This window comes from Streptomyces sp. SM11, from assembly GCF_002910905.1.
In the GTDB taxonomy this organism is placed as follows: Bacteria; Actinomycetota; Actinomycetes; order Streptomycetales; family Streptomycetaceae; genus Streptomyces.
In genome coordinates this window covers 137,558-154,306 of the sequence record NZ_NEUE01000212.1, presented here as the reverse complement: position 1 = coordinate 154,306, position 16,749 = coordinate 137,558, and the positions used below count along the sequence as shown (strand labels likewise).

Sequence of the window (16,749 nt, the reverse complement as noted above, 5' to 3'; positions counted from 1 at the left end):
CCTTGATCCACCGACGTGATGTCTGTGGATGACTCTTCCGGAAACGAGGAAGTGCCTTGTGACCTGTGATGATGGGAGTTCTTCAGGCTTCCAGCACGCACGATCGGCAAGGCACTTCCGAGATGCAAGTTTCCCATACGCCGGCGGCGGTCTCCGCTGCGTTCGATGATCCGAATCTGGTCGCGCTGGCCGGGCTGGTTCCGGTGATGCGGCTGGCCGAGCGGTGTGGTCTTTCGCGTCTGGTGGCCCAGAAGGTGAGGCTGACCGGGACAGCGAACGGCGCGGGGGCCGCGGCGGGTGCCAAGGTCAGCAGCATCGTGGCCGGCATGGCGGCGGGGGCGGACAGTATCGACGACCTCCACGTGCTGCGGCACGGTGCGATGCCGGCCCTGTTCCGGGGGATCCGCGCGCCGTCCACGCTGGGCACGTTCCTCCGCGCGTTCACCCACGGCCACGCACTCCAACTCCACGCCGTCCACCGCAGGTTCCTCGCCGGTCTGGCCGCCCACACCCCCCTGCTGCCCGGCTCCGGCACGACGGCGTTCATCGACGTCGACTCCACCCACAAACGGGTCTACGGCCGGGCCAAGCAGGGCGCCGAGTACGGCCGGTTCAAGGGCATCCGCACCATGCACCCCCTGCTCGCCACGATCTGCACCCCACAGTCGCGCCCGGTGATCGCCGCAGTACGGATGCGCCGCGGCAAGGCAGCCGATTCCCGTGGAGCCCCGAAATTCGTCAGCGAGGCACTCGCCACCGCCGCCGAGGCGGGCTGCACCGGCACCCGGATCCTGCGAGCGGACTCGCAGTTCTACAACGGCGGGGTGATCGCCGCCTGCCGCCGGGCCGGAGCCCGCTTTTCGATCACCTGCGGGATGAACCCCTCCATCAAACGGGCCGTCCTGGGCATTCCCGACGGGGCATGGCAGCAGATCACCTACCCCACCGCGGTGCCCGACCCGGAGACCGGCGAACTCATCTCCAACGCCGAAGTCGCCGAGATACCCGCCTACACCGCGTTCACCGGCCGCAAGAAGAGCGAACGGGTCACCGCCCGGCTGATCGTGCGCCGGGTCCGTGACCTGGCCAAACCCGCCGTTGTGGGCGAACAGGGCGAGTTGTTTCCCGTCTGGCGCTACCACCCGTTCTTCACCGACCAGCCCGCCCCGACGCTCCAGGCCGAGCAGGAACACCGTCACCACGCCGTCATCGAGCAGGTCATCGCCGACAGCAAAGCCGGGGCTCTGGCCCACCTTCCGTCCGGAAACTTCAACGCCAACGCCGCCTGGCTCACGCTGTGGGCGATGACCTACAACCTGCTGCGGGCCGCCGGCGCGCTGGCCTCCACGTTCCACGCCAGGGCCACCACCACCACGATCCGCACCCACCTCGTCCACGTTCCGGCCCGGATCGCCCGCTCAGCACGGCGCATCACCCTGCACCTGCCACGCAACTGGCCCTGGCAGCACGCCTGGACACACCTGCTCGACACCGCCCACGGGCCACCCGGCTGACACGAACAGCCCCCGTCCACCCGCCCGCAAGGGCCCGACCGGAACCACACCGTGGAAAAGCTGGGCAAACCAGCGGATACAACCTGCCCATACCCAGCCACCGACCCGAACCGGCCCAGAAACCGATCAGAAGATCACACTCAAACCACTTCGGTGGATCAAGGCTAAGAGGTCGCGCACCGCGAGCAGTTCGACCGCTGCTCCAGAAGCCTCAAGCAGTGGTGCAGCGGCAGAACGCCAGGGATCCGCCCGGTAGGCAGCGAGATCCTCGCTGCCGGGAAAGGATATGAGGTGGGCCTCGACCTGATCGTCCAGAGTGCGCAGTCGACGCTCAAGACGCCCTCCATGCTCAGCAAGGAGAGGCAGGACAGCCCCTTCATAAGCGTCGAAGGCGTCCAAGCCCCCTTCAGGTAGCCGCGCGAGCATCAAGTAGGTGACAGCCATGGCTCCCTCATAGCGCTCTGTAACCGGTGTCTTCTGAGCCCAGCTGGAGTACACACCCTCAACGCCGTCCCAGCGGCCGCCTATCTGCGCGACCTCTTAAACGCATCACCTGCTCAGCACCCGGTCACGGCCTCCCGGAGTGCACCCCGCCCACTCGGTCACCACCCCTCCCTTGCCCTTGTCAGTCACACTCCGTGTCGACCAGGCGCCTGCAGGCCGTGGATCGGGAGCTTGTCCTGAATCGTCGTTGATCTTGGCGGGGCCGCTGGGAAGTGCCAGGCTCAGCGTGGGTCATCGGTTGAGATCTACCACCTCGTCCAGCGTCGGCACGGCGGGGCTCGATCTCGGCGCCACCCACACGGTGCTGCTCGCGTTGATCGTCGTCGGCGCGCTGACCGTGGTGCCGGGCCGGGCACTCCGGGCCTTTCCGAGGGACGAAGGACAAGGGTCGGCACGACCCTCGCACCCGGCGGCCGAGCCGGTCGAATACCCAGTTTCCCCGGGTTCGAGACGCCTGGCGTCTCCATCGTCCGGCCCGGTCCCCCGGGCGTTCTCAGACCCGCGCCTGCGTCGCGAGCATCGCGCGCAGGGCGCGGGTCATGGCGTTGTCCGTGCCGAAGTCCACTCCGGCGGGCACCTCGACGAGGTCGCCGTGCGCCATGACCAGGACGCCGCAGGTCCCGGGGCGGGCCGTGCCGGGGCCGTCCAGCCAGTCCCCGTACGCGCCGGACGTGGTGTCGAGGTGCGTCCTGCTCCTGCGGCTCACCTCCGCCATCAGCTCGTCGACGCCGGTCAGTTCGTCGACGGAGGCGAACGGGACCCTCACCACGGGCTCCTCAACCAGGCGGACGCGGGGCTCCACCTCGCGACCGGACCCCTCGGGCGCCTCGGGCAGTAGTCCCCGGCCGAAACGCGCGTAGTAGAGCAGGCTGTGCGCGGAGTCGATGCCGCCGACGAAGGGGCGGTCGAAGCTGGTCCTGCAGTGGCCGGTGATGTACTCGCGGGGAATCCGCGGGTCCTCCTGCGCCGGCCAGTGGACCTCGCCCGTCTCCCGGTCCCGCCAGGGCACGTAGCGCCGGATGCCGTCGGAGGCGGACAGCGGCATCAGCTCGATCCCGAAGCGGCCGGGGTCCTTGGCCACGATGGAACCGGGCGTCAGCGAGAACACCCCGATGCCCGAGGTGGTCCACAGCTTCTCGTGGTGCTGGAGGAACTCGTACGTCGCCAGCGCCTCCACCCGGGTCTCGGTGGGGAAGCCGGTGAAGCCCATCATCTGGGCGGCGATGCCGTTGCGTGCCAGCTCGGTCAGGACATCGGGGACGACGTCGATCCCGACCCCCTTGTCGATGAGGTCGAGGATCCGCTGGCTGCCGGACTCGTAGCCGAAGGAGATCGCGACGCAGCCGGAGACCGCGAGGAGTTCACCCACGGCACCCTTGGGGAACGTGCGTTCCAACCGCAGTTCGGCGGCCCACCGCAGGTCCAGGGTCGATTCCGCGAGGGCGGCGGCGAGGGTGCCCAGATAGCGGGGAGACATGGCGTCCACCGCGAAGTACAGGGTCCTGCCGTAGCGGCTCGCCTCCCGCAGGTCCTCCAGCACGGCTGCGACGGGGCGTTCACGCGACGGCGAGGTCGGCCGGTCGGTGTTGAGGCCGTAGTCGCAGAAGGTGCACTTGTTCCAGTAGCAGCCCCGGGTCGGGCTGTAGAGAATCACCGGCTCGGGTGCCCAGTATCGCTCCCAGTCCCACACGTCGTACGCCGGTGAGGCGAGCGCCGCCACGCTGCCGTACGCGATGTCGGGGGCCGGCCGGCTCCTGGTCATCACGCCACCGATGGCCTCGAAGGCGTCGCCGCCCCGGACCGCGCCGTTGCCGACCGCGTCGAGGATGCCGATGAGGGCGGTCTCGCCCTCGCCGGGGACGATCAGGTCGGCGTCCTGGAAGACCCGCCACGGGGCCGCGGGGTCCGGGGCGTACTTGGCCACGTCGCCGACCTCGGTGCCGCCGAAGACGATCACCGTGTCGGGTCAGCACGGTCCGGATCAGGCGCGCCATCCTCAGGGCGACGGGCAGCTGGCTGGTGTAGTTGACCGACAGGCCCACCACCGCCCAGGGGCGTTCGCGCAGTTTCGGGACGAACTCGTCGGCGAAGTAGCCCTCGAAGGGGCGGGCCACGGCCGCCGGGACCGCCGAGTCGGACAGGTCCGCCGTACTGCACAGGTTGACGACGGACTTCGCCCGCATAGAGAAGCCGTCCGCCGTACCGGGCGGCATCTCCAGGGCGATCAGGTCCCACCACCGGCTCATCACCGCAACCGCCTGGGCATAGGTCGGGGGGTGGCAGAAGTGCTCGGGGTCCTGGAACACGCCGATCGCGTCGCGGGCCGATGTGGCGGTCAGGCCCTCGGCGGCCAGCGCCTGCCGGTAACGGATCTCGTCGTGCCGACGCGGGGCGGCGGACCTGGCCTCGATCTCGGCGCGGGCGCGGCGGGCGGCGCCGAGAGCGGCGCCGAAGCGCTCGGGGTCGGCGAGGTAGGTGAAGGTGTCGAGGTTGGCGTCTACACAGCCGTACTCGGTGTGGCCGGCCTCGCGGGCGGCACCCACGAGGTACGGGATCGAGTGGTAGGCGGTAGTCGGGTCGGTCACCGGCGGATTGACCAGCAGGTAGGCGGTGTTGCCGGTGCCCCGGCCCGGCCGCCGACCGTGGTCTGACTCCCCTGCGAACTGCGGCCTGCCCAACGGGACGAACACGCTCATTGCTGTGACTCCTGACTGTTTTCCTGCCGTGGATGCGTGGCACGGGCGGCCGGCACGCCGGATGCGGGCCCGCTCTGCGGGGCTTCCTCCGGTACGGAGACCGGTGGGGCGTACTCGGTGCCGGCGCGGTGGTCGCGGAAGGCGCGCTGGGTGAGCGCGCCCAGTACGGACAGGGCGATGGCCGCGCCCGCCACCGGAAAGAACGGGGCCGCGCCGAGGTGGCGGACCCCGAAGCCGGCCACGGCCACGGAGACCGGGAAGGCGCCCATGACGGCCAGCATGACCAAGCTCATGACCCGGCCGATGAGTGCCGGGGGGCCCAGACCTGCAGCATCGTCACCACGACGATGTTCTGCCAGCCGCTTGCCAGCGCGTAGACGCACACGCACACCGCGGCGCCGACCAGGCCCCCGGCGTACGGGACGGCGCCCAGAGCGATGCCCATGACGACCGCGAGGACGGCGAAGAGATAGGCGGGCGACTCCACCGGCAGGCTGCGGGCGGCCACCAGCGAACCGGCCAGACCGCCCAGGCTCAGGCAGGTCAGCAGGACGCCGTAGCCGGTGGCGCCCATGCCCTGGCGGGCCAGTTCGGGCAGGGCCACCTCGATCGTGCCGGCGAAGGCCAGGTTGCAGACGAGGGCCACCACCAAGACAACGTGCAACAGCCTCCCATGGCGAAGCAGTTCGCCGAAGGACGTCTTGCGGGCCGGGGATTCGTCGGCACCCGCGGGCCCGTCCTGCTGCGGCGCCTCCGCGGTCGCGCCGGAGCGTATCCGGGCGAGCACCAGCGCCGACACGAGGAAGGAGGCGGCGTCGACCGTGAGCGCCAGGCCCACGTCGAAGGCGGCCACCAGGGCGCCGCCCGCCGTCGGCCCGAGGAGTCCGCCGACCTGGTTGACCATGGTCGACAGGGCGTTGCCCCGGCCCAGGTCCTTCTTGGGCAGCAGTTCGGGCAGAAGGGTGTACGAGGCGGGGATGAAGATCCCCGAGCAGGCGCCCAGGATGACGGCGATGGGCGCGAGCTGGGCCAGTGTCGGTGTTCCGGCCGAGGCGAGCACCGCGAGGATGCCCACGGCCACGGCCCGCACCAGGTCTGCCACGAGCATCACCCGCCGGCCGCCGATCCGGTCGGCCACCAGGCCGCCCAGCGGAATGGTGACGACGCGGGGGATGCCGTAGCAGGCCAGGACCGTGCCGAGCAGGACGGGACCGCCGTCACCGGAGAGAATCAGCCACGGCAGCGCCACGGCGTAGCAGTAGTCGCCGACCGTGGAGAAGAGCTGCCCGACGAGCAGCAGCCGGAAGCCGCGCACCGACATCGGTCCGCTGGTCAGTGCCTTACGGAACCTCTGTCCGGTGGGTGCCACGTGTCCTCCTCGTGCTGGTGCCGATGCTCAGCCGCCGAGCGGGCGGACGTTCATGTCCAGGAACTCGCGGATCACCGCGGTCACGGTGGTCGGCGGCGGCAGCCCGAGGTTCTTGCGTACGTCGCCTGCGGAGATCTGCCAGGCGGGGGCGGGCACCGGGTCCACCACGGCGTGACCGTCAGCGCGCAGCCGGTCCACGTTTCGGCGGACGGCGGGGCGCTCCCACATCAGGCTGTTCATGCTCGGGAAGAACAACACCGGGCGCTCATGGGCGAGCAGTGCGGAGCTGAGAAGTCCGGAGGCGAGTCCGTTGGCGGCCTGGCCGAGCATGTTGGCCGTGGCGGGCAGGACGACGAACCGCTCCGCCCAGACGGCGGGGGCGACATGGCCGGTCGTCAGTTCGTCCTCGCCGTCGCAGTAGACGTCCCGGCACAGCAGCCGCATGGTGGCGGCCGGGACGAGCACGGCGGCGGAGCGGGTCATGGCCATGCGGATCTCGACGCCGGGTCCGAGGCCGGTACGCAGGGCCATGAGGTACTGCGGAACGGCGAGTACGTTGCCGGAGCCGCACACCCCGATGAGCAGCCGGCGAGGGGAGTCCGGGCCGGTCTCCGCCGTCATCACCGGGCTCCGGCGGGCTCACCGGCCACTTCGCGCAGGCCGCATTGGGCGGCGATGAGATCGAGCCTGTCCTGAACGTTGTACTTGTAGCTGGGGCAGGGCGGATGGCCCTCCTGCCATGCCTTGGGGCAGGCGCCGCCGCAGGTGGGCATGAAGACGCAGCCCTTGCACCAGGTGGTGCCCTCGGCGATCTCGTCGTTCCAGCCGTCGAAGGGGCCCAGCGGCCGGACCGGTTCGGTGCCTGCCCGGTCGATGTGCGTCAGCGCGAGGGTGCGCTCGGCCTCGGGGACGAGGGGGTACTCGCTGCACGAGAAGATGTTGCCGGTGCTGCTGATGATCTCGGACGAGCGGGTCGTGGCGGGGCAGAGGACCTTCCGCGCGGTGGTCGGCATCAGCTGCGTGTGCAGCCCGTGCTCGGCGAGCAGCCGGAGCCACCCCGTCTCGCGTGCGGCGAACTCGTGCTTGGACACCTCGATCGCCGATACGTCGTTTCCCCACGAGTGGACGGGAAAGATCGAGAAGGACACGCGGGGGTGACTGAAACCCAGCTCCGCCATCAGCTCGACATAGCGGGGGATGGCGTCCTGGTTGTGCACATCGAAATTCGTTCGGAACGCGAAATGGGTGGGACCCAGATCCGGTTCGTCGAGTACGGAACGCACGGCGCGCACGATGTTCCAGAAAGATCCGCGGCCGCTTTTCAGTGGCCGGTGTTCATTATGTATATCCGGCGGCCCGTCGATCGTGATCTCGAAATGGGTGACCCCGCAGGAGTGGATGAGCGTGTTGATTTTCTTCGGGGTGAGGAGGGAGCCGTTGGTGACGATCACAGAGGAGTAGGCGACCCCGCGCTCGGCGGCGGCGGCGACGAACCGGGGGGCGAGGTCGCGGATGACCGCGTAGCCCATCATCGGTTCGGCCCCGAACCAGTCGATGCGGGCGCTGCGCGTCTCCGGGGCGGTCACGGCGCGCAGCACGCGGTCGCGGACCCGGCTGCGATGGGTGTGGGACAGCCCGCCTCGGGTGTGCTCCTGGCCGCAGTAGGCGCAGCCCATGTTGCAGTAGGAGGTCGGCAACAGAGCGATGTGCACCGCCGAACGCTCCGCCGACGCCCGCCGGTTGCGGTCGAGTACGGCGGACAGCTCGTCCTCGCCGGCCGGCACGAGTAGCTGGGCCGCGCGCATGGCGCCGGTCCAGGCCGGGGTGAGCGCGCCGGCGTCGCCGGCCTCGAGTGCCCGCGCGGTGGGGAGGTCCACCGCGATGGTGCTCGCGGTGCGGGTGCTATAGGCAAGCCGGACCGGGACGCCGGTGGTGTCGGCATACGCGCGGTCGCTCAGCACCAGGTATCTGCTGACTTGGTCCATCATCACGCTCCACTGGGTGTCCGGGTGCACGGCGGTCCGGCGCATCTTCTCCGGTGGGTCCGGCGGTCGCTGCCGCCGGACCCGCCGGGGCTGGAATCAGCAGAGGACGTTGACCTGGTTGTCCTTCACCTGGCCCTCGACCGCGGCCGACACGGCGTTGAGCCGGGTCTGGATCGAGCCGAGGACCGCGACCTCGTCCGGGCTGAGGGCGTTGAAGACCTCGCGCTCGGACACCGACAGCAGGTCGACCGGGGTGCCGGCGCTGCGCAGCGCGTCGAGGGGTGCTTGCGACATGGGTCACTCCTTCATGGAGACGGTCACGGCCAGGTGCAAACGCAAGGCTGCTCCGGCGCTCCCCGGCTTTCATATCCCTCGATCGACTATGAACCCGGCGGCGTGTGATCCCGCTCAAGGCGTGCTTGTCCGGAGCATGACCCGCAGCTAATCTGACGCCCGGGAGCGCGGAGCTTCTCTGCCGACCCATGCTTCGCTCCCCGAAATGGGGTCAAAGAATTTGACCAGGCGTGAGATTCTGATCGCTTCGCTCGTGGCCGCCGGCTCCTCGAACCGGGACATCGCTGAGGCTCTGTGCATCAGCCCGCACACGGTGGCGGCTCACTTATGCAACATGCTCCGAAGAACGGGCGCATCGAATCGTACGGAAATGATTGCGCGACTGTATGCCCAGGGTGTTCTGGTCCAGGGGATCTGGCCGCCGCTGCCCGCGGACGAGCGGAAGCGGCAGGAGGCCATCGGCGCCCTCGCGGCGGCAGCGGTCGTGGAGTGCTCCATCGGACCGGCCGGCGTCACGCTCGACTGGCCGCACTACGGGAACGAGGTACCGGTAGCCATGCCCTTCGATGCCCTGCACGCACTACGTGAGGCCGGCCACCCGGTGGACCTGCTGGCGGCCGAGCAACGCTCGGTCCTCTCGGGGCTCAGCGAGCACGAGGTCCAGGTCCTCAACTCCGTCAAGGATCGGCTGGAAGCGGTGACCGGCGAGGTGGAGGGACAGGACCTCAAGCTCCTGTGAACGGTGCCGCTCGGTGCGGCGGTTGCCGTGCCACGGTGCCGGACGGAGCCCGGTTCTGCCCCGGGTGCGGCACACCGGTCGTCGTGGGGGCGCCGTCGTCGGACAGCTGCAGAATCGTCACGGCGGTCTTCATCGACCTCGTCGGCTCGACGGTGCTCGCCGAGACCCTGGACCCCGAGGCGCTGCGGCGCACGATGGACCGGTACTACCGGGCCTGCACGACGGCGGTCACCGAACACGGGGGTGTGGTCGAGAAGTTCATCGGCGACGCCGTGATGGCCGTATTCGGGGCGTTCGTCACCCATGAGGACGACGCGCTGCATGCGGTCCGGGCGGCGTGCGCCGTCCGGGAGGCCGTGACGGCCATCGGGACCGGTGCCGGAGGGTCCGGTGCGGGGGTGCCGCTGGACACCCACTGCGGGATCGCTTCGGGAGAGGCCGTGGTGGCGGGGGCACTCGGCGGCGCGGCCAGGGTGGTCGGGGACGTCGTGCACACCGCCGCCCGCCTCCAGTCGCACGCCGAGCCGCACGAGATCCTGATCGGCGAGGAGACGACCCGCCTGGTCGGCGGCCGGATCCGCATGGAGGCCGTCGCACCGATGTGGGTGAAGGGCAAGCGCGAGCCGGTCGCCGCCCGGCGGCGGGCGGATGGTGTACCGGGACGCGTGGACCGCGCTGGCCCAGCAGCTGACTGCTGCCTCCCTGGCCTCCATCGGCGGCGCCGATCCGGGGCAGTTGGTGCAGCGGGCCCGGGCCCTGGAGCTCGGTGTACGCATCCCGCGCGGGCTGGTCACCACCGACCCGGCGGACGCGGCCGGACTGCTCCCCGCAGAGCGGTACGTGCTCAAGGTCCTCGACCGGCATTACGTGGAGCAGGAGCCCGGCCGGCTCGACTGGTACCTGCCGCGGGTCCTGGACCGGGACCGGCTCGCCGGCCTGCCCGGCCTGCCCCGGGGCACACGGTCGCCGACTCCAATCAGACACTGCTGTGCACCTACCTGTCCGCCGTGCTGCTTGCCAGCCTGGTGCTGAACGCCACCCTCGGCTGGTCCTGGGCCGACCCGATCGCCGCGCTCGTCATCGCCGCGATCGCGGTGAAGGAAGGCCGCGACGCCTGGCAGGGCAAGGGCTGCTGCGCACCCACGGCCGCAGCTGTACCGTCCGCGGACGCCATGACAGACACGTGCGGCTGTGGTCCCGGATGCGACTGCTGCATCTGACCACATCTTGGTGTCGCCCGGCAGTGTCCGAACGGGGGCTCGGCCTCGGGGCGCGCCCGGGCGGAGACCGGCAGACAGCCGGCGCCACGGTGGTGTTCAGGTTCGACAAGGAGTTCAGGACCCGTGTGCGTGACGCGTGTTCGTGACTGCCTCCAAGAGCCCGGATCCCTCCGAGAAGGTAAGTGAGGGCGGGATCCCCGCATGCCCCTCGATCTGTACGACCTTACGAGCTGGTCACCATTGGTTGCCGCCAGCTGAAGTAGGTTGACCCACGGACCGACCGAGGGGACAGCAGAGCATGCGGATCGTCATGTACCGCGTAGGCATCCACCGCACCTCCTATCACGTCAACAGCGAGTGCCCAGCCTTGACTGGAAAGCGGGATACCGTCGAGCAGTGGGCGGCCGCACCGGAGGAGGAAGCACGGGAGGAACTGGGCCTTGAACCCTGCTCCCGCTGTACTTCCTGACCGCTCGGCGTTCGTGAAGTTTCGGCGACTCCTCAAAGCTCGTAACGCGATCATGATCGAGCCTTCTTGAGTCTTCTCCAGCAGATGAGACTGCAAGCGAGGGAGGCGAATGCGTTGTGGAGTTCGGTGCGGCGCTCCCAGCGGACGACGAGGCGTTCGAACCGGTGGAGCAGGGCGAAGGTCTGCTCGACGACGTAGCGGAGCTTGCTCAGGCCCTCCAAGTTCGGGGCGCCTCTGCGGGAGATGACCGGGAGGATCCGGCGCTCACGGAGTTCGCGCCGGTTGGGGTCGGAGTCGTAGCCCTTGTCGCCGCCGAACCTCATCTCCAGGGGCAGAAGTTGCCAGGCTATGTCGTTGTGCAGCACGTACAGGATGCCTTGCAGGCACAGCCTGTCCGGCACCGGCCGGGGGCCGGGAGCCTTCTCGGGCGAGGGCGGCAGCAGCGGCTCGATCAGCGCCCACAGGTCATCGTCCACGATCCACAGCCGGGTATGCACACCATCCCGAGCGGCCGAATCATCACACCGGTCACGGCCGACCAGAAACGTTCAACAAGATCGTATGACGAGCTCGAAGCAGGGTCGGCCGACAGCATGACGCCCAGCGCGGACCACGCACAGGAGCTTCATCGAACTGCACAACCGACCTGTTCGCGCGCCGGGCCGGCACGTTGACGAGACTTAGCGAACCGGCCGCTACGAAGTTCGGGGTTGCTCATTCCGGCCAACTACCCCCTGGCCAATACGTCGTTTCCAACCCGTGTTCTGCACGCCGGAACCGTGCTGATCGTGGTTGTTTGGTGACGTGATCAGCAAAGTTCGCGCCCGAGTTCTGCCTGCCTCCCAGCGCCGCTCGCTGGACGAGCTGAGCCATGATCTCGACCTGTCGTCCGGGGACACCACATCCAAGCGCTCAGCCTTCTGGACGATGCTGACGCTGTCGTCGGTCATCGCGGGCGGCGGAGTGCTCACCGACTCGACAGCGACGGTGATCGGAGCAATGATCATCGCCCCCCTGTCCACGCCGATCATGGGCATCGCCCTAGGCTCGGTACAGCGCCGCCGCACCGGATCGGCCAGGGCCGTCCTTTTCGCATGCCTGCTGGTGATCGCGGTCGGGATGGCCATGTCGGTGGCCCTCCCCGGCGACTACGACCTGCTGTCCAACAGTCAGATCTCGTCACGGACCTCGCCGGGTCTGATGGACCTGATCGCCGCGCTGGCCACCGGCTTCGCCGGGGCGGTGGCACTGGCCCGGCGGGATGTAGGCGCCGTGCTCCCCGGGGTCGCGATCGCCATCTCCCTCGTCCCGCCCCTGGTAGTGGTCGGGGTGTGCCTGGGACAGACTTCGGGATGGCTGGCGCTGGGTGCGCTGGTGCTGTTCGTGTCGAATCTCTTCGCCCTGGTCTTCGGGGGCATGGTGATCTTCGCCTCGCTCGGATACGGAGTGGAGGCCGAGAGAGCGGCCCGGCGGCCCGCACGCAGGGCTTACGCCTCCATGACCCTGCTGTTCACCGTCGTATTCGTGCCCCTGACGGCCAACACCGTGGTCACGCTCCTGCTCAACGCCTGGATCGGCCAGACGAAGGACGCGGCGGAACAGTGGCTCGCCGAGGAGCCCGGCGCATCCGTCACGAGCGTCGACGCGAAATCACGCACGATGTACATCCAGGTTCGTGTCCCCGGAGACCTCCCACCGGTGGACTCCCTGCTCGAACGGCTGGAGGGCCGGATCCCGGAGGGCATCCCCGTCGTGGTGGACGCATCACGTGGCCGGCGCATCGACGCCGGAGTCGTGGGTGACTGAGCGGGTGGCTCGGACGGGCCCAGCACCCGCAGGAGCTTCGTCAACTGCACACCTGACGAGCTCGCGCGAGCAGTTGGATTGCAAACAGCTCAACGGTCGTCGGGGGAACGGCTGACCCCGCGGGGTCAGTGGCTGGCCAGTTCGCCGGTGAGGCGGCCGTGGAGGTCGGCACTCAGGCTGTTCAGGCCGATGATCCTGACACGTGCATACTGTCGACCCGGATACCGCCTCTTCTCTTGCCCGGCGCAGTCACACTCCGCATCAGCCGGGCACGGGACTGCCTGAGGACGGATGAGCAGAACGGCACATCGTCGTTGCGGATCGTGTCGCTGTTCGGTCGGTTCATGGGGCGGTCGGCGATGTCTTGAAGAAGCGCTGTGCAGTGGGAGGCGAGCTGTCCCGCGAGGTCGGTCACCGCGTCTTCGGCAACGCCTACGCCATGTCGCCAACCGACCCCAACCCACGATTCCCTGAACTCCGGATTCGCTGCACCTCGGAAGGTGCCGACACTCGCTGCTGACATCAAGGTGCTGGCGCGGTTCGGCCGTGTCCTCGCGGGCTTGCTGTGCCGCTCAAGGAGAGCCGCTGCGTAAATGCCGTCCCGGACCGCGGGTGCTCGCTCGCCACAGCACGCACGGAACAGAGTCGCCAACGGCATTCCCCAGGCGCACGAACCGAAGCCGGTTGTGGCTGGATCTGATGAAGGCAGCTGGCGGTCCACCACTTACCGTCCTAGCATGATCACCCTGCGCGACACCGTTGCGCTTTCACAGATCGGGTTTCCATGCAGTCTCGGCAGCATTCCCTTTCCCGGTTCACGTCCCGGCTCGCCGTCTGCGCGGCGGCGCTCGGGCTCGTGCTATCGGTCACCGGGCCGGCCTTCTCCGCGCCCAGCGCTCCGGGCCCGCCCTCGGCTCCGCCGCTGATGGGCGTCGAGACCGTGAAGACCACACGGACCGTCGCCGACTTTGAACAGGCGAAGATCTTCTGCCCGGACGGGAAGGTCGCCATCAGTGGTGGCGCGGAGGCGACGGCACCGGACTCCGTGTACGACTCCGTCGCCCTGGTCGGGAGCTTCGTGGAGCCCTACCGGGACACGTCGCTGTGGGTCGCCAGTGCCCGGAACTTCGCGGGACAGCCCAGCACGGTGACGATCTGGGCGATCTGCGCCTGGAAGCCCAGCGGCTACGAGGTCGTTCAGGCGCCGCTGAGCCAGGTGCCGGTGGACCAGCCGGTCACGGTGTCCTGCCCGGCGGGCAAGGTCGCGCTCGGCGGCGGCGGCGAGATCCAGGGCGACAGGAGCACCCTCACCAAGTCCTACCCGGCAGCCTTCAACTCGGCCAAGCAGCCCACCCAGTGGGTGGTGGCCGGCACGAAGTCCGCGAACACCACGGTCGGCGTCGTCGCCTCCGCGATGTGCGCCGACCCGATCACCGACGTGACCTGGTCGACGGGCAGGGCAACCTCGAACAGCCCGGCCGGAGGGTTCCTCGTATGCGCGGACGGGCGGCAGGTCGTAGGCGGCGGTGCCTCGGTTGGTGGGCGCGACGCCGCGCTGATCTCGTCAAAGCCCGGCTTCAAGAGTGAGGGTGCCCGCAGCGACGGCTGGTGGGCCCAGGCGGGCAGCTTCTACGAGCCGGTCACCGCGGACGTCTACGTGACGTGCGCCGGCCGGTAGCAGCCGGCAGCGTACGAGGGCCCGCCGACCTGACCGGTCGTGCGGGCCCTCTGCTGCGCCGGGGAGCGGCGCGGGTATCCAGAATGTCGAGCGACGACCACCACCTCGGTGCGGTCCGCGCCGGTGTGCGGACCGCCAGCGGAGGGGGCGGGGTGGCATGAAGGAGGCCGCACCTGCGACTAGCCCGGGATGGGCCGCCTCATCTCCGTGGGGTCGCCGACGGAGGTGTCCGCGGATGGCGACTGCGCTGTGTACATCGATTTTCGCTTTGGGTAATGTCTCGCCCGGTATCGGGATCGGATCGCGCTGTCAGAGCCGTTCGCGGATCGCCAGGCCGGGCTGACGTGGCGCGGTCTGCCGACCGCCGGGCCGGGCGTACCGGTGCCAGGGGGTTTGTCTTGTTAGGTTCTCTTTCCGGCAGAGGGGCGACCCGCCGCTTCCTGCGCAGGACCGGATTGGTGTTGTGTGCCGGTCTGCTGACCGCGACCGGGCTCGGTACGGCTACGACTGCCACGGCCGCTTCTGCGGAGACCAGTTCGGTCCGGCCTCTGTACGCCCTTGGAAACAAGGCGGTTCAGGTGGTGGACCCGGCCACCGGTGCGAGCACCGCGACCATCCCTCTCGGCGTTCGTCCCTGGGATCTGGCGGTGAGTCCTGAGGGCTCCACCGTGTATGCCACGCACCGGCTCGAGGGCACGGTCTCGGTGGTCTCCACCGAGACGGGCACGATCACCGATACCATCGCCGACATCTACCTCCCGTGGGCGGTCGCGGTGTCCCCGGACGGGAGCCAGGTCTACGTAGGCCACTACGTCTCGCAGGGTATCCACGCGATCGCGGTGATCTCGGCCGCGACCAACACCGTCATCGCGGATGTTCCCGCGGGCAACGGGGCCGAGGCCATCGCCTTCACTCCCGACGGCAAACGGGCCTACGTGGCAAACTACTACGCCAACTCGGTCACCGTCATCGACACCGCGGCCCAGGCCGTGACCACGGTCATCGGTCTACCCAACAGCGGACCCAGCAACCTGGCGGTCACCCCCGACGGCTCGGCCGTGTACGTGCCCGCGTACGAGAACAACACCGTCCAGGTCATCTCGACGGCCACCAACACGGTCACCGCCACGATCAACACCGGCGCCCGCCCACGAGGCATGTCCATCTCCCCGGACGGCACGAAGGCGTACACCACCCTGCCCACAGAAGACGCCCTCACGGTGATCGACACCGCCACCAACACCGTCAGCACCACCATCCCCGTCGGCGACAACCCGGTGGAGGTCCTGGCCGATCCGTCGGGCAACGCCGTATACGTCTCGAGCTCCTACTCCCGGTCCGTCTCGGTGATCGACCCGGCCACCAACACCGTCACCAGCACCGGCACCCTCAGCACCGGGTCCGCCGCCCTGCGGACTGCCCAGGCGCCACCGGCCGTGACCTCCATCAGCCCCGCCACCGGAACCCCCGCCGGCGGAAGCACCGTCACCATCACCGGCACGCACCTATCCGGCACCAGCACCGTCTCCTTCGGCACCACCCCGGCCACCGATGTCACCGTCGTCAACGACTTCACCGTCACCGCGACCGTCCCCGCCCACACCGCGGGCGCTGTCGATGTCACCGTCACCACCCCGGGCGGCACCAGTGCCGCCTCACCCGGCGGCCAGTACACCTACCTGGCCCCGCCCGCCGACATCGACGTCGACCTGACCGCGCAGCCGCACCTGGGCATCCTGGTCCCCTACCTCACCTACACCCTCACCGCGCACAACACCGGCCCCGACACCGTCACCTCGGCAACCCTCACCACCACCCTGCCGCCCGGCGCAACCGCCACCCACCTGTCGCCGGGCTGCACCGCCACCGCCTCCACCGTCACCTGCGCCTACGACAAGATCGCCAACGGCGCCGCCCCCAACAAGAGCTTCCGCGTTCCGCTGCACCTGCTCTCCCTGGGCAACATCCAGGCCACCACCACCCGCACCACCTCCGCACCCATCGACCCCGACACCGCCAACGACACCGCGAGCGCGAACTGCACCGTCATCTCCGTCATCCTGGCCACCTGCTCCTAGAACCTGCACGCAGACTCATCCGAAAACCACTGGGGCCTGCATCGCGTCACCCATGGGGGCGAGACGTACTTCAGCAGGGCCGCCGGCCCTGGGCCGACCATGGCGACAGGCCACGAGTACGCGCGTCGGCCACACAGCACGGACGAGCACCAGCTCCGGACAAGTGGAATGCGTCTGCTGCCGACAACCGCCGCCAAGGGTGGCTCGGGCACACCGAGCCACCCTTGGCGGCACGCCGTTCACGACCCCCCGCAGATCTCAGGTCCCGCGGACCCCGGTCGCCGACCGCGCCACCCTGCCCTGCATCCAGACCGTCATCGGCTCAATCAACGCCCACTGCGCGGCCGGCAAGTCGCGCAGATACGGTCCTCGCTCCATGACCGCATCCCTGCATGCG

At 69.3% G+C, this 16,749-nt stretch carries 15 protein-coding genes and 3 pseudogenes; 10 read left to right on the top strand and 8 right to left on the bottom strand.

The genetic code is table 11. From position 1 onward, the window contains the following. The first annotated feature begins 122 nt into the window (after positions 1-122). Positions 123-1,514, top strand: coding sequence for an IS1380 family transposase (locus tag B9S58_RS21300; protein WP_103531556.1), 1,392 nt, complete (start codon positions 123-125; stop codon positions 1,512-1,514). Between the two features lie 126 nt (positions 1,515-1,640). On the opposite strand, the gene B9S58_RS21295 is transcribed toward B9S58_RS21300, so the two are convergent. Then, positions 1,641-1,958 carry a hypothetical protein gene (locus B9S58_RS21295; protein ID WP_103533686.1) on the bottom strand — a complete coding sequence of 106 codons (318 nt, stop codon included), beginning with the start codon at positions 1,956-1,958 and terminating at the stop codon, positions 1,641-1,643. Between the two features lie 553 nt (positions 1,959-2,511). Then, on the bottom strand, positions 2,512-3,975 hold the full coding sequence (locus B9S58_RS21290) for a radical SAM protein (RefSeq protein ID WP_258044809.1): 1,464 nt from the start codon (positions 3,973-3,975) through the stop codon (positions 2,512-2,514). 319 nt (positions 3,976-4,294) lie between these two features. On the opposite strand from B9S58_RS21290, the gene B9S58_RS39310 reads away from it, so the two are divergent. After that, on the top strand, positions 4,295-4,669 hold the full coding sequence (locus B9S58_RS39310) for a hypothetical protein (RefSeq protein ID WP_258044808.1): 375 nt from the start codon (positions 4,295-4,297) through the stop codon (positions 4,667-4,669). 41 nt (positions 4,670-4,710) lie between these two features. Here the strand turns inward: B9S58_RS39310 and B9S58_RS39305 are convergent, their stop codons facing one another. The 5 genes from B9S58_RS39305 to B9S58_RS21270 are packed head-to-tail and all read right to left on the bottom strand — an operon-like array spanning position 4,711 to position 8,362. Next, positions 4,711-5,007, bottom strand: a complete 297-nt coding sequence (locus B9S58_RS39305) for a hypothetical protein (RefSeq protein ID WP_258044807.1) — start codon at positions 5,005-5,007, stop codon at positions 4,711-4,713. Further along, positions 5,004-6,083, bottom strand: a complete 1,080-nt coding sequence (locus B9S58_RS21285) for an MFS transporter (RefSeq protein WP_258044806.1) — start codon at positions 6,081-6,083, stop codon at positions 5,004-5,006. Before B9S58_RS21285 ends, B9S58_RS39305 begins: the two co-directional genes overlap by 4 nt. 27 nt (positions 6,084-6,110) lie before the next feature. Beyond that, positions 6,111-6,704 carry a flavoprotein gene (locus B9S58_RS21280; RefSeq protein WP_103533685.1) on the bottom strand — a complete coding sequence of 198 codons (594 nt, stop codon included), beginning with the start codon at positions 6,702-6,704 and terminating at the stop codon, positions 6,111-6,113. Beyond that, complete coding sequence (locus B9S58_RS21275; RefSeq protein ID WP_258044804.1) at positions 6,704-8,113, bottom strand: radical SAM/SPASM domain-containing protein; 1,410 nt, start codon at positions 8,111-8,113, stop codon at positions 6,704-6,706. The genes B9S58_RS21280 and B9S58_RS21275 overlap by 1 nt, the downstream gene beginning before the upstream one ends. A 51-nt stretch (positions 8,114-8,164) precedes the next feature. Then, positions 8,165-8,362 carry an aroma-sacti cluster domain-containing protein gene (locus B9S58_RS21270; protein WP_103533684.1) on the bottom strand — a complete coding sequence of 66 codons (198 nt, stop codon included), beginning with the start codon at positions 8,360-8,362 and terminating at the stop codon, positions 8,165-8,167. A gap of 205 nt (positions 8,363-8,567) precedes the next feature. On the opposite strand from B9S58_RS21270, the pseudogene B9S58_RS39300 reads away from it, so the two are divergent. The 5 genes and pseudogenes from B9S58_RS39300 to B9S58_RS21250 all read left to right on the top strand — a co-directional run. Further along, positions 8,568-8,726: pseudogene (locus tag B9S58_RS39300) on the top strand (response regulator transcription factor); the annotation flags it as partial. A gap of 6 nt (positions 8,727-8,732) precedes the next feature. Continuing rightward, the gene (locus tag B9S58_RS21265; protein ID WP_258044815.1) at positions 8,733-9,101 is read left to right on the top strand and encodes an aroma-sacti cluster domain-containing protein; all 369 of its coding nucleotides are present in this window, start codon (positions 8,733-8,735) and stop codon (positions 9,099-9,101) included. Beyond that, positions 9,098-9,664: pseudogene (locus B9S58_RS39295) on the top strand (adenylate/guanylate cyclase domain-containing protein); the annotation flags it as partial. The gene B9S58_RS21265 and the pseudogene B9S58_RS39295, both read left to right, overlap by 4 nt. Before the next feature lie 85 nt (positions 9,665-9,749). After that, entirely contained in the window at positions 9,750-10,133 is a 384-nt protein-coding gene (locus B9S58_RS21255) for a hypothetical protein (RefSeq protein WP_258044816.1), read from the top strand. After that, positions 10,064-10,321, top strand: a pseudogene (locus B9S58_RS21250) (cation transporter); the annotation flags it as partial. The gene B9S58_RS21255 and the pseudogene B9S58_RS21250, both read left to right, overlap by 70 nt. A gap of 519 nt (positions 10,322-10,840) precedes the next feature. Here B9S58_RS21250 and B9S58_RS21245 read toward each other — a convergent pair. Further along, positions 10,841-11,275: a transposase gene (locus tag B9S58_RS21245; protein WP_103533701.1), complete on the bottom strand. Its 435-nt coding sequence runs from the start codon at positions 11,273-11,275 to the stop codon at positions 10,841-10,843. A 319-nt stretch (positions 11,276-11,594) separates the two neighbouring features. On the opposite strand from B9S58_RS21245, the gene B9S58_RS21240 reads away from it, so the two are divergent. The 3 genes from B9S58_RS21240 (at position 11,595) to B9S58_RS21225 (ending at position 16,352) form a co-directional block, all read left to right on the top strand. Next, positions 11,595-12,596: a TIGR00341 family protein gene (locus B9S58_RS21240; protein ID WP_103533682.1), complete on the top strand. Its 1,002-nt coding sequence runs from the start codon at positions 11,595-11,597 to the stop codon at positions 12,594-12,596. A gap of 784 nt (positions 12,597-13,380) precedes the next feature. After that, complete coding sequence (locus tag B9S58_RS21230; protein WP_103533680.1) at positions 13,381-14,274, top strand: hypothetical protein; 894 nt, start codon at positions 13,381-13,383, stop codon at positions 14,272-14,274. Positions 14,275-14,549: 275 nt separating this feature from the next. Further along, a complete protein-coding gene (locus tag B9S58_RS21225; RefSeq protein WP_103533679.1) occupies positions 14,550-16,352 on the top strand; it encodes an IPT/TIG domain-containing protein in 1,803 nt (600 codons plus the stop codon). Positions 16,353-16,749: the final 397 nt, after the last annotated feature.

Coding starts and splice junctions, on each gene's coding strand:
- B9S58_RS21225 (WP_103533679.1), top strand. CDS start 14,550: ATGTCTCGCCCGGTATCGGGATCGGATCGCGCTGTCAGAGCCGTTCGC.
- B9S58_RS21300 (WP_103531556.1), top strand. CDS start 123: ATGCAAGTTTCCCATACGCCGGCGGCGGTCTCCGCTGCGTTCGATGAT.
- B9S58_RS21255 (WP_258044816.1), top strand. CDS start 9,750: ATGGTGTACCGGGACGCGTGGACCGCGCTGGCCCAGCAGCTGACTGCT.
- B9S58_RS21275 (WP_258044804.1), bottom strand. CDS start 8,113: ATGCGCCGGACCGCCGTGCACCCGGACACCCAGTGGAGCGTGATGATG.
- B9S58_RS21295 (WP_103533686.1), bottom strand. CDS start 1,958: ATGGCTGTCACCTACTTGATGCTCGCGCGGCTACCTGAAGGGGGCTTG.
- B9S58_RS39305 (WP_258044807.1), bottom strand. CDS start 5,007: ATGAGCTTGGTCATGCTGGCCGTCATGGGCGCCTTCCCGGTCTCCGTG.
- B9S58_RS21265 (WP_258044815.1), top strand. CDS start 8,733: ATGATTGCGCGACTGTATGCCCAGGGTGTTCTGGTCCAGGGGATCTGG.
- B9S58_RS21270 (WP_103533684.1), bottom strand. CDS start 8,362: ATGTCGCAAGCACCCCTCGACGCGCTGCGCAGCGCCGGCACCCCGGTC.
- B9S58_RS21230 (WP_103533680.1), top strand. CDS start 13,381: ATGCAGTCTCGGCAGCATTCCCTTTCCCGGTTCACGTCCCGGCTCGCC.
- B9S58_RS21280 (WP_103533685.1), bottom strand. CDS start 6,704: ATGACGGCGGAGACCGGCCCGGACTCCCCTCGCCGGCTGCTCATCGGG.